Origin of the sequence: Flavobacterium sp. MR2016-29 (assembly GCF_015350695.1) — a bacterium.
Classification (GTDB): domain Bacteria; phylum Bacteroidota; class Bacteroidia; order Flavobacteriales; family Flavobacteriaceae; genus Flavobacterium.
Map to the genome: position 1 here is coordinate 1 of NZ_JADKPU010000013.1, position 12,820 is coordinate 12,820.

Below are 12,820 nucleotides of genomic sequence, written 5' to 3' on the forward strand. Positions count from 1 at the left end.
CGATAAAGATTCTTTAAAAGGAGAAAAAGGTATTGATGGTATTGGCGGTAAAACAATGGAAGGAACAAACATTAAGATTACAGGCGATGGCACGGTTGCAAATCCGTATGTTGTAAATGCAGTACTTCCTCAACAAGTAATAGAAGAATTTATAGCTAATGCAGGTCAATCTAGTTTTACATTATCAGACACGCCTTCTGCTTTGTCAAAAGTGAAATTATATATAAATGGAGTCCGTATCGATAAAGATGCAATTTCTGTAAGCGGTAAAGTAGTTACTTACAATCCTGGAAATAATGGCTCGTATACATTAATGGCAAATGACAATTTAATAATTGATTATTCAAAATAAAATCAGAGTTTTTGAAGCTACGTATTCTTGTGTATAAGAATGCGTAGTTTTCAAATAAGTAAATTATAAATTTTTAATAATAATATGGTTATAAATCATAGAAACATAGTGACTTAAATATGAAAAAAATAATATGTATGCTGTTATTAATTCAATCTGGATTTATTATGGCACAAACATCTGAAACGGTTGTTACTCCAAATGGAAAAAAAGTAACTTTTTATCCAGGTGCCCCTGGTGCAGCAAATAACGGTTTAACCATTACAAACGGTACTGTTCAGTTTGGAGGAAGTTTAATACAGCCTTCAGTTTTAACGACTACAGCAAGCAATACTTTAGCAATTACAGGATTGCAAACAGGTGCATTAACAGATCAAATTCTATCAATGGATGCTAATGGTGTATTACGTAAAATAGTTAATAATAGTTGGAACATCAATGGTAATACAGGTACAACTGCTGGAACAAATTTTATAGGTACAACTGATGATCAGGATTTGGTTTTTAAAAGAAATGGATTTGAGAGTGGAAGAATCGGTTTACTTAACACTTCTTTTGGATATAATTCATCAGTTGCAAATACAGGAAAATATGCAGTAGCTTTCGGAATAAATGCTCTAGAAAATAATACAGGTAGCTATTGTGTAGGAATTGGTTACAATGTACTTAAAGTAAATACGGCTTCTAATAATATAGCGGTGGGTTACAATGTTCTTATGAGTAATACTACAGGAAATTCAAATGTAGGTTTTGGTACGCATACTCTTGCTAGTAATACAATAGGTTCTGAGAATGTTGGAATAGGTCTGCAAGCGCTTCAGGTAAATAATACTGGAAGTGATAATGTTGCAATAGGATTATCTGCACTTAATGCCAATTTAAGTGGAAATCAGAATATTGCTATAGGGTTTGCACTTGCGAAATCTGAAACTACCAGTTTTAATATCGCATTGGGAGCAGCGGCGTTAGGCGGTTTAACCAGAGGGAACAATAATATTGCTATTGGAATGGAAGCAGGGGGATATTATGGTGTGGAGAATAGTATACAGATACTTACTTCATTAAAAAATTCTGTTGTGATAGGTAATAAAGCTTATCCTCAGAAAGATAATGATGAAAATGAAATCGTTATTGGTCATGATAGCAGAGGACGAGGTTCAAATACAGTACAAATAGGAAATGATCAGATGACAAGCATTGGAGGTCAGGTGGCGTGGTCAAACCCTTCAGATGTTCGTTTAAAGAAGGATATCGTAAAGAGTAATTTTGGTCTAAATTTCATCACTAAATTACGTCCGGTAACATACAAAATGAAAGCAGGAGTTACAGGTTTACAGTCAGGGTTCATTGCTCAGGAAGTTGAGTCAGCAGCGAATGATATTGGATATGAATTTAGTGGGGTAGTTAAGCCACAAAGTGATAAAGATTTTTATAGCCTCCGTTACTCTGAATTTGTAGTACCATTAGTAAAGGCAGTGCAAGAACAGCAAACTCAAATTGAGAAACAACAAACTCAAATTGAACAGCAACAAAAAGATATTCAGGAGTTAAAAGAACTTGTGCAAAAATTGTTGAACAAATAAGATTACTAATTATCTTTTTTACACAGGCAAATAATAGAGCCCAACTGCAACTTGCAGTGGGCTTTTTTGCTTACATAAAAAAAAGTCTTAATCTAATAGAATTAAAACTTTCAGGAGTAAATAAGTTTTCATAACTGAAAGAAATTTGCACCGTCAAAAAAACAGCAAATGGCTTATGGACAGGCTTTGTAAATCTTATTTATTGATTTTCATAGCTTTTAATTGAATAAAAAGAAATAATGAAGAATAAATTTTTACCACTACTTTTAGTTTTAAGTGGATACGTAGGGTATTCCCAAGTTGGTATTGGGACACTTAAGCCAGATAAATCAGCACAATTAGAAGTCATCGCTTCAGATAAAGGGATATTGATTTCGCGAGTTCCTTTAACGAGCTCAACAGATGCAACTACAATCAAAAACGGAAATGTAAATAGCTTGCTGGTATTTAATACTGCGACCGCTTCTGATATTCAACCAGGATATTATTACTGGTATATTGATAAATGGCATCGAATTGCAGTTTCTGATGAAGCGGCAAAATGTTGTGGAGCAACTGGTGGAGATGGGCCTCCGGGTGATAAAGGAGAACCAGGTTATCCAGGAGAAGATATTCTTATATATACAGATAATTCATCAGGTGATGTATATGTTCAAAATCCAGATGGGACCTGGGCTAAAATCAATGGAAAGGACGGTAAAGATGGTAAAGATGGTGCTGTTGGCGTAGCTGGAGGTAATGGTGCTCCTGGAAATAAAGGTCAAGACGGTTACCCAGGTCAGAATATTAATATTTACACTGATAAGGAAACTAATACAGTTTATATACAAAACTCTGATGGAACTTTCACGCCAATAAATGGAAAGGACGGAAAAGATGGTAAAGATGGTAAAGATGGTGCAGTTGGAGTAGCAGGCGGCAACGGTGCTCCTGGAAATAAAGGTGAAGACGGTTACCCAGGTGAAAATATTAATATTTACACTGATAAGGAAACTAATACAGTTTATATACAAAACTCTGATGGAACTTTCACGCCAATAAATGGAAAGGACGGTAAAGATGGTAAAGATGGTAAAGATGGTAAAGATGGTAAAGATGGTGCAGTTGGAGTAGCAGGCGGAAACGGTGCTCCTGGAAATAAAGGTGAAGACGGTTACCCAGGTGAGAATATTAATATTTACACCGATAAGGAAACTAATACAGTTTACATTCAAAACTCTGATGGGACTTTCACTTCAATAAATGGAAAGGATGGTACTAATGGAACCAACGGGATTGATGGAAAAAATTTCAAATATGAAGATTTCACAGAGGAACAATTAGAAGGGTTGAGAGGTCCAAAAGGTAACGATGGCGCTCAAGGAGTTCAAGGAGAAACAGGAAAGCAAGGTATTCAAGGAGAAGAAGGGAAACAAGGTCCTCAAGGTATACCAGGACAGCAAGGTGTTCAAGGTATACCAGGACAGCAAGGTGTTCAAGGTATACCAGGACAGCAAGGTTCTCAAGGTGTACCAGGAATTAATGGATTAGGTGGTAAAACAATTGAAGGTACAAATGTAACTGTAAAAGGTAAAGGAACTGAAGAGGAACCTTATGTGATTTCTTCACCTATTGAAACTGCATCTCAAACACCAAGTACTTCAATTGCTGCAGTGCCAAATGTAACTGTTGCAGTACCTTCAATAAATGTACAAGGTGCAATTGAAGATTTGGCAAAAGAAATAGTCAAAAAATGGGATGTAAGAGGAAATGCAGGAACAACGGCTGGAACGAACTTTATAGGTACTACAGATGATATGGATTTGGTTTTCAAGAGAAATAGCGTTTTAAGTGGTAGAATAGGAACCTCAGGAGGTAATACATCTTTTGGAGAAAATGCCTTAGGAAGTTCGGTAGAAGGAGATAATACAGCTTTTGGTTATGGTGCTTTAAGTAGCAATGATTCAGGAATGTTTAATGTAGCAGTTGGATTTAATGCGCTTTCTCAAGTTACTACAGGTACACAAAATGTTGCAATAGGTTATCATGCACTTGATAATGTTACACAAGAAGGTTTTAACACTGCAGTAGGCGATCAAGCACTTCATAAAATTATAGGTTCTAATAATGTGGGAATTGGTCATTTAAGTGGTGGAGGAAATGCTTATTTATCGAGTAAACAATCAGTTTTTATTGGATCATTTTCTGCACCGCACGATAATAACGAGACGAATCAGATTGTTATTGGGTATAACACTATTGGTAGAGGTTCAAATACAGTACAAATAGGAAATAGTTCAATGACAAGTATTGGTGGAGCTGTGGAGTGGTCGATAGGGTCAGATTTTCGTTTGAAAAAAGACATCGTTACCAGTACTTATGGTTTAAACTTTATCAATAAACTACGTCCAGTAACTTATAAAATGAAAACAGGTCCTACAGAATTACAATCAGGTTTCATAGCTCAGGAAGTAGAAGCTGCTGCAAATAGTATTGGATATGAATTTAATGGTATTGTTAAACCGCAAAGCGAGAATGATTTTTATAGTCTGCGATATGCAGGATTTGTAGTGCCTTTAGTAAAAGCAGTACAAGAACAACAAGCAGAAATAGTAAGTCTTAAAGAAGAAGTTGAAAACTTGAAGTTGCTGGTTCAAAAAATAATTGATAAAAAATAAATAAGTTTATTGTAAAAACAAGGAATATAAAAACCCGATTGAGCTAAACAATCGGGTTTTTTTATAGATAATTATAGCAGTAACTTAGACTTTATGTGGATTTTGCCTCGTTAAAAAGATATTTTGTGACTAAACGGAAGAAAACAAAAACATTCACTGTTGATGATCCAATCAATGTAATAATTATTTCATCAGATAAATTTAATTTTCCCATTCCTTTCCAAATCAATATAAATAATATTGCAATACACCAAAGGCAGGTAAAGCTAAAAATATATTCAGCATAATTTTTCCGTTCGACCATATTCTGATCAGAATTTTTTATTTCCTGAATATGTTTTTCATATGACATATATTCAGCAATAGATACTGGACTTGTTGGAGCTGCTGTAGCATCATCTAGTAAATTATTAAGATTAAAACCTGAAACGTTTGCTGCCATGCTTCTTATAATTGTTCTTGTTGTTCTATGAATCTCTGAAAATATTCAGCAATAGACTCGTTTGAAATATAATCGTCATTATTGTTTCTTGCATTTGCCCAAGGAGACTCAGGAAGGTGGGTCCAGTTGGATAGTTGAATGGCATTAAGATTTTGAGCCACCTGTAAAGCGAAGTTGATAGCCTCATTGGCAGTGGCATCAAATTCCTTATCCAGGTTCATAGTATATGCAATCGGAATTTTTCTAATATCCGTATTACCATATTCTTTAAATTCATGATATACTGATTTTATTACAGGTCCGTATGGCCATACTTCAATAGGTTCATTGAATAATGGCTTACCTTTTTTTGCAAGATATAGCCCATTTGCAATGAAAAGAAGCTTTTGAAGCGACATGTTAGAAATTCCTATGTTTTGCTCTTTTGCACGTTTTAGAATTTCGCCTGCTAAAAATAAAGCTGATTGTGACACATTTAGAAATTTAGGTATCAGCAAATATTTATGTTTTGCTGATTATATTTAATGATAAAATTAATCAATTTAACATGTTATTCAGCATTTAAGCAAAAAAAAGTGATGTCACTCGTTTTTTTTGTGAGTATTTACTTATTAGTCATTTTTTTTATTTGTTATAAATAGTTTAACTAATCTTCTCCTAAAATATTTCTTAGTAAAATTTCATAGGCATACATTCTGTAATATATAGATATGTCTTAATCTATAAGTTTAAAAACTTTTACAGGCTAAAAATTGATATTGATAATCAGAACTTTGCGCCGTTTAATTGTTGTGAAATCAATAAATAAATGATGTGGTAAAGCAGAATTGATTTAACCCTATTATGATATAGCAATAACTTTTAAGGGAGGGGTAAATTTTATTGATCAATTAATTTTACGGCCTAATTCAAAGTGTAATTTATATAATAAATATATGCCTATTTATGAAAAATAAAAATTTATATAATGTGAAACTGCCAGCTTTTAGAATGGCAAGTAAAAAATGTTCTTATTGTGCATTAGGTCTTTTTGCCGGCTTATTTTCTTCTTATAAAGTAAATGCTCAAATGGTTAATAATGGTGATGTGAAAGTAGACAATAATACAATATTGTCTATCTACATGGATTATGAAAATGCATCTTCAGGAAAATTTATTAATGACGGTGAGGTTTACGTTTTTCAAAATTGGAAAAATGAGGGAGTAGTTGGTTATAATACTGCAGCAAACGGTAAAACCTTTTTTATAGGTGAGCAAGATCAAATTTTAGAGGGTGGACAACCATCAGGTTTTCAAAATATAATTTTTAACAATTTGAACTCTCCAATTCCATTTCATTTAGCTACAACTTTTTCTGTCAATAAAGAAGCGGATTTTAAGAAAGGAATTGTTGATGCTGATGATTATGATGGTTTGGTAGTTTTTAATGAAAACGCTGTTCATAAAAATACAGGAGACCAGAGTTTTGTTGATGGAAAAGTACAAAAAAAAGGACAGAAAATGTTTGAATTCCCAGTGGGTGATGGCCAATTTTATAGACCATCGGTACATGCGGCTAATTCTTCTGTGAATAATCTGTATACAACACAATATTTTAATAAAAATTCAGGAAATCAATATCCTCATACAAGTAAAGAATCAGGAATTCAACTTATAAATGATAAAGAATATTGGGAAGTAAGACAGAATGAAGGAGATGAAAAAATTGTTTTGAGTCTTACTCTAGATACAGATACTACACCTTCTGACTTTTTCACACAAACTTCAGGAACAGAGTTAGCAATTGTACGTTGGGATGAAACAACATCAAAATGGGTTAGAGAAGGGGGTGTTTTGAGTAATGAGATAACCGGAGAAACATACTCACATTTGTTGACTGGTCCAGTAAAAGGATATGGCATTTTTACAATGGCAATTGTTACTAAAAAGAATACAGATAAAGATGATTTGATTGTGTATAATGCAATTACGCCAAATGGAGATGGAATAAATGATAGTTTCCATATAGAAGGTATAAATAAATATCCTGAAAATAAAGTTGAAATATACAACAGATGGGGTGTAAAAGTATATGAAGCTAATTCATATAATGAAACTGACGTAATGTTCAGAGGATATTCAGATGGACGCGTAACTATTAACAGAGGTGACAAACTTCCTACGGGAACTTATTTCTACATATTAAGTTATAAAAAAGAAAATAAAATGGTTGAAAAATCAGGATATCTGTACATCAACAATCAATAATCTTAGAATTTAAGAATCAAAAATTAATTTAGAACTAATGAAAAATATTTTTTGTCTGGCAGCAATATTGTTGCTAGGGATTTCTAGTGCCTCAGCGCAACAAGAATCTCAATATTCGCAATACATGTACAATACAATGACATTCAATCCGGCTTATACTGGTTCGAGAGGTGTTATTAGTGCTATGGGATTGTATAGAACACAATGGGTTGGATTAGATGGCGCTCCAAAAACAATGAATTTTTCGATTCAAAGTCCTCTAGGATATCATGGTAATGGAATTGGTTTAAACGTAGTGAGTGATCAAATCGGGCCATCAAAAACTACAGAAGTTACAGCAAGTTATGCTTATACATTGATTTTAGGTCAGAACGATTGGAAAATGTCTTTCGGTATATCAGGGGGTATTGAAAATTTTAAAGTTGATTATGATAAGCTAAATCGTGAATCTCCTGATCAATATTTAACCGGTTCCCCATCTGAATTTTCACCAAATGTAGGTGCGGGTGTTTATGCTTATAATGATAATTGGTATGTTGGAATATCAGTTCCTAAATTATTAAAAACAAGTTATTACAGTGATGTCGCTTCATCGGTATACAGTAAGGAATCACATTTTTATGTAATGGGAGGATATGTATTCGATCTTAATCCAAATTTAAAATTTAAGCCGGCCGCATTATTAAAAGTAGTTCCTGGTGCACCAGTAGCTGTTGATTTATCAGCAAACTTTTTAATTAATGAGAAATTCACTCTTGGAGCTGGATACCGTTGGGATGCTGCAGTAAGCGCTTTAGCTGGTTTTCAAGTTACAAATGATTTAATGGTAGGTTATGGTTATGATTATGACACAACAAAACTGGGACATTATAATTCGGGATCGCATGAAATTTTCTTAAGATTTGATTTATTCAATAAATCTGACAAACGATTGATTAATCCAAGATTCTTTTAATAATGAAGATAAATATACTCATGAAAAAATACATATTACTTTTTATAATATTGTTTAGTATACATAATACGTATTCGCAAAACAAATTAATTAATCAGGCAGAAAAAGATTACGATCAATATGCATTTGTAAGTGCAAGTGAATTGTATAATAAACTTATTGAAAAAAAATATGGTTCACCGGCACTTTATTCAAAATTAGGGGAGGCTTACTTTTTAAATGGCGAATATGGTAATGCCTTAAAAGCATATGATCAGATGTATAAAACTAAAGATAATTTTGTTATTCCTAATATACAATTACTTAGATATGCACAAACGTTAAAGTCTAATGGACAGTATGATGATGCAGCAAAAATTATCAGAATATACAATGCAAGGTCAGGAAATACTTCTATTTCAGCAAGTACGGATTATTTGCAAGATTTATTGAATAATTCAAATCCTTTTACAATTAAGCCAGTAAGTATAAACTCTCAGGTTTCTGATTATGGACCTGCTTTTTATAAAGACAATAAAGTCATTTTTACTTCTGCAAGAGATACAAATGTTGTTAAAAAATATATTGACAAATGGAATGGAAAACCATTTTTTAAATTGTATGAAGCAACGATGACTGATGACGGAGATCTTACAGATGCTAAAAAAATTAGTGGAAAAATAAATTCAGTTTACCACCAGTCAACTCCTGTAATTACAAAAGATAGAAATCAAATCTATTTCACCAGAAGTAATTATTTAGGCGGTAAATTTGGAAAAGATGATACAAATACAAACCGTCTTAAAATCTACAGAGCAACTTTGCACAATGGTAATTGGACTAATATTGAAGATTTAAGTATTAATGATAAATCTTTTTCGAATGCACACCCAGCATTAAGTGCAGATGGTAAAACTTTAATCTTTGCTTCTGACAGACCTGGTACTTTAGGACAGACTGATCTATATGAGGTAGAGATAAAACAAGACGGTACTTTTGGAGAACCAAGAAACTTAGGTCCATCAATAAATACAGCTGGAAGAGAAACTTTCCCATTTGTATCTAAAACAGGAGAGTTTTATTTTGCATCTGACGGACATCCTGGATTAGGTGGACTTGATGTTTTTGAGGGAATTAAACAAAAAGATAATTCTTATAAAGTAGTAAATGTTGGCCAGCCAATTAATACTACAGAAGATGATTTTGGTTATATTGTTAACCCAGATACTCATAAAGGTTTTTTTGCTTCAAACAGAACTTCAAAAGATCAGATATATAGCTTTACTGAACTTCATAATACTATAAAGTATGAAATACTTGTATACGGAAAAGTATATGACAAAAAACATAGTGAATTACTTCCAAAAGTTAAGATCACTGTTTATGATAAAAATCAGAATAAGTTAGATGATTTTTATACTGATAATGCAGGAGAGTATTTATTGAAAGTTCCAGTAGGGGACTATTATTTGACTTATGATAAAACGGGATATTATCAAGAGAAACAAGATCTTCATATAGCTGAAGAACAGAGGAATCAGACAATTGAAATAAATAAATATTTGATTAGTGATCCGAATGCGAATTCCCTTATTTCAGAAGATAACAAAACTATAACAGATAATGGCGATCTAACAAAACAGCTGGACTTAAAGCCAATTTATTTTGATTTTAATGGTGATAAAATTAAACCTATTTCTGAGATCGAACTAAATAAAGTACTTCAGGTATTAAAAGATTATCCAAATATTTCTGTTGATATTAGATCACACACTGATAGCCGTGGTAATGCTGATTACAATCTAAAATTATCTGACAGAAGAGCAAAATCAACAGTTAAATATCTCTTGAGCAAAGGTGTAAGAGCAGATAGAATTACTGGCAAAGGATATGGAGAAAGTCAATTAATTAATAAATGTGCTGATGGTGTTAAATGTTCTGAAGAAGAACATCAGCTTAACAGACGTTCTGAATTTATTATTAATTTCAATAAATAATTTCGTGAATATCACGAAAGTATAAATAAAATAAAAGGGTATCATTTCTGATACCCTTTTATTTTATAATAATTACTCATGCATTTAGCATTAATTTCTGATAATTAAGAGTTTAATAAATATTTTACCTTAACTTTTAAGTTATATAAATATACTTATGATAATTTTTTTACGAAATCTTCTGAAGGCTTTCTTTTAAAAAGGGCATAATACTTTGAGCTAAAATAAGTTAGCTTATTATAATTTAATTCATAGATTATTTCTGTTAATGTATTAAATTTTCCACTTTGTAGTAGATTCTTAGCAAGCCTCATTTTTTCTACAATAAATAAGTTATTTGGCGTATCCTTGAAATATTTCTTAAATAACATTTTATATTTTGAATCAGACATACCCGCTAAAGCTGATAAAAATGCTATCGAAGGAAATGGACCATATAAGTTATCAAGAAGATAGTTTTTTGTTTTGGTTATTGCTTCAATTTCAACATCAGTGATTTCATTTTGAGCAGTATCAATATTATAGAATTTATTAAAAAAATTCCCTAATAATTTTAATGAAACCCCTTTTAAAAATGAATCAAATGATAAATCATAAATAGATTTGCTTTTAATGGCTTGAATGAGCAAAAGACTATTACTATCAATATTGCCATAATGATAAAGTGTGTTTTGTGTTGACTTGCCTTTATTTTTTGTTATTTCTTTACTAGGATATTTTTCTGTAAAATCGTTTAATAAATTTTTATCGACTAAAATCCGTAAAGCAATTGTTCTTTCATTAACAGCTGGTTTAAATGAACTTTCCAGTTTATTATCGATGATAGCAAGATCTAATTTGTCAAAAGAACCAATCTCATAGTCTTTATTATTGATTTTGATTAAATTGACATGTTCACTTAAATCATAATGAAAAATATATAAATAGTGATCAGATTTTAGCCTGGTTATTTTAACAGGAGTATTAAATTCAATGTCAAAAAACAATGCAGAAATACCAGATGTAATTTGAGTAAAATAAGTATGTCCTCGGCCTATATTTTCGGGCACAACAATTATTTTATCATCTACTACTTTCGTTCCCATTTCTTCAGCAAGTTGATTTTGCCACTCGGGACCTAAACTATAAAAATGTGTAATTTTTTTCATAAAGGAGATTAGTTATTATTACTACATTCTGATGTTTGGCATTAATTACAATTGTTTAATAAAAGTTTTTGGAGATAATCCGAAATGCTGTTTAAACTTTGAAGCAAAATAGGAGTTATTAGTAAAATGGAGCTTATATGATATCTCCGAAATAGACAATTGTTTTTTTTCCAAAAGATTTTTGGCTAATAGCAATTTATTATCCATAAAAAAGACGTTTGGTGTGATACCGGTAATTTTTCTAAATAAATTTTTAAATTTTGATTCAGACATATTTGCCATACTCGCCATCATTTTAATACTTGGAAAATGACCTTCAACATTATCAATTAAATACATTTGTATATTAATAATATTAGCAAGATCAGTTTCGTTGACCGTTTGAATAATTATACGGTTGCTGGCTATTTTTTTTAAATAATTTGAGATTAGCAAGTGTACAGTTCCAACTAAATTTAAATTAAACACAGATCCTCCAGTTTTTAGTTTTCTTAAGTCGTCTAAAAGATGAAAGCTTTCGTTACTCATTCTGTCGAATCGCACAATAGTATTTTTTGATGGATCAACCATCCTATTCATATTATGAAATTGAATGTTGTTTTTCTTTGCATATTCTTCGATATTGCTCCTTTTTATAAAGATACATAGTGCAAATGTTTTGCTTCCATTTTTAACTTTATAACTAGATTCTAAATTTCCATCAATGACTGCCAAATTATATTGCCATCTTCCAAAATTATAAGTGAAATCAGTACTGGAAACACTAGCTTCTCCATCGGTAAGATTATAGTATATTCCTACGAAATCTTTGTTTTCGTTTCTCTGTATTAAATGAAAGGTCTTTTTATATTCTACATTAATATAATAGGCAATAATACCGTCTCCACAATCATAAAAATATCTTGTTCCGGACTGTAAATCTTCTGGAATAATTATGAAATTGCCTTCAACTTTTCCTCCGAACTGTTTAGCAAAGGGCTCTACCCAATTTAAATCTGCGCTGTAAGAATGATGAATTGTTTTCAATGGCATAATGAATTTAATATATAAAGTTAATAATTTTTAAGTTAATTTATTGATTATATGTTTGTTAGTGTTTTTTCTTTGCTAAGAATAACCTTTTAGTAATTAAATGGAATTACAAAAAACAATCTAAAAAGAAAATATTTTAGGCAATTGAGATTTAATTTTTACCTTAAAAAACACACTTAAAAAAAAAGTAAGAAATTATTTATATTTATTTTAAATTAAATTCAAAAGTAACTAAATATTTTAGTTAAGATTGTAAAATAATAAGTTTATTTAACTATTTGAAAACAAAATAAATAGTATTGTTTTTTAAGCCTTTTTCTGATATTTTTTTGTCTTATTAAGGGATTTTTATAATTTTTTTTGATGCACAAAAAAGATGAAAAGTTTGAAGGAATATTTCTTATTTATTGTTTTCAAAAACAGCCATG

The 12,820-nt window shown here is 31.3% G+C and carries 10 protein-coding genes; 6 read left to right on the forward strand and 4 right to left on the reverse strand.

Annotation, left to right across the window (positions count from 1 at the left end):
* From IR010_RS19660 to IR010_RS19670, 3 genes are all read left to right on the forward strand, one after another.
* Positions 1-352: hypothetical protein (locus IR010_RS19660; protein ID WP_194569790.1), on the forward strand; the 352-nt coding region annotated here is incomplete at its 5' end.
* 137 nt (positions 353-489) lie between these two features.
* On the forward strand, positions 490-1,935 hold the full coding sequence (locus IR010_RS19665; protein ID WP_194569788.1) for a tail fiber domain-containing protein: 1,446 nt from the start codon (positions 490-492) through the stop codon (positions 1,933-1,935).
* Between the two features lie 239 nt (positions 1,936-2,174).
* On the forward strand, positions 2,175-4,592 hold the full coding sequence (locus IR010_RS19670) for a tail fiber domain-containing protein (protein ID WP_194606063.1): 2,418 nt from the start codon (positions 2,175-2,177) through the stop codon (positions 4,590-4,592).
* A gap of 91 nt (positions 4,593-4,683) precedes the next feature.
* On the opposite strand, the gene IR010_RS19675 is transcribed toward IR010_RS19670, so the two are convergent.
* Both IR010_RS19675 and IR010_RS19680 read right to left on the reverse strand, forming a co-directional pair.
* Positions 4,684-5,034 (reverse strand): hypothetical protein, encoded by a 351-nt coding sequence (locus tag IR010_RS19675; protein ID WP_029272632.1) that lies wholly within the window; start codon positions 5,032-5,034, stop codon positions 4,684-4,686.
* A 5-nt stretch (positions 5,035-5,039) separates the two neighbouring features.
* Entirely contained in the window at positions 5,040-5,507 is a 468-nt protein-coding gene (locus IR010_RS19680) for a Panacea domain-containing protein (protein ID WP_194569781.1), read from the reverse strand.
* A gap of 472 nt (positions 5,508-5,979) precedes the next feature.
* Here IR010_RS19680 and IR010_RS19685 point away from each other — a divergent pair, with 472 nt between their 5' ends.
* From IR010_RS19685 to IR010_RS19695, 3 genes are read left to right on the forward strand one after another with little or no spacing between them, the layout of a single operon-like run.
* Complete coding sequence (locus tag IR010_RS19685) at positions 5,980-7,281, forward strand: gliding motility-associated C-terminal domain-containing protein (protein WP_194606065.1); 1,302 nt, start codon at positions 5,980-5,982, stop codon at positions 7,279-7,281.
* Between the two features lie 37 nt (positions 7,282-7,318).
* Positions 7,319-8,236, forward strand: coding sequence for a type IX secretion system membrane protein PorP/SprF (locus IR010_RS19690; protein WP_194606067.1), 918 nt, complete (start codon positions 7,319-7,321; stop codon positions 8,234-8,236).
* A gap of 20 nt (positions 8,237-8,256) precedes the next feature.
* The gene (locus IR010_RS19695; RefSeq protein ID WP_194606069.1) at positions 8,257-10,212 is read left to right on the forward strand and encodes an OmpA family protein; all 1,956 of its coding nucleotides are present in this window, start codon (positions 8,257-8,259) and stop codon (positions 10,210-10,212) included.
* Between the two features lie 155 nt (positions 10,213-10,367).
* Here the strand turns inward: IR010_RS19695 and IR010_RS19700 are convergent, their stop codons facing one another.
* Complete coding sequence (locus tag IR010_RS19700; RefSeq protein ID WP_194569772.1) at positions 10,368-11,360, reverse strand: helix-turn-helix domain-containing protein; 993 nt, start codon at positions 11,358-11,360, stop codon at positions 10,368-10,370.
* Between the two features lie 45 nt (positions 11,361-11,405).
* Positions 11,406-12,386, reverse strand: a complete 981-nt coding sequence (locus tag IR010_RS19705) for a helix-turn-helix transcriptional regulator (protein ID WP_194569770.1) — start codon at positions 12,384-12,386, stop codon at positions 11,406-11,408.
* Positions 12,387-12,820: the final 434 nt, after the last annotated feature.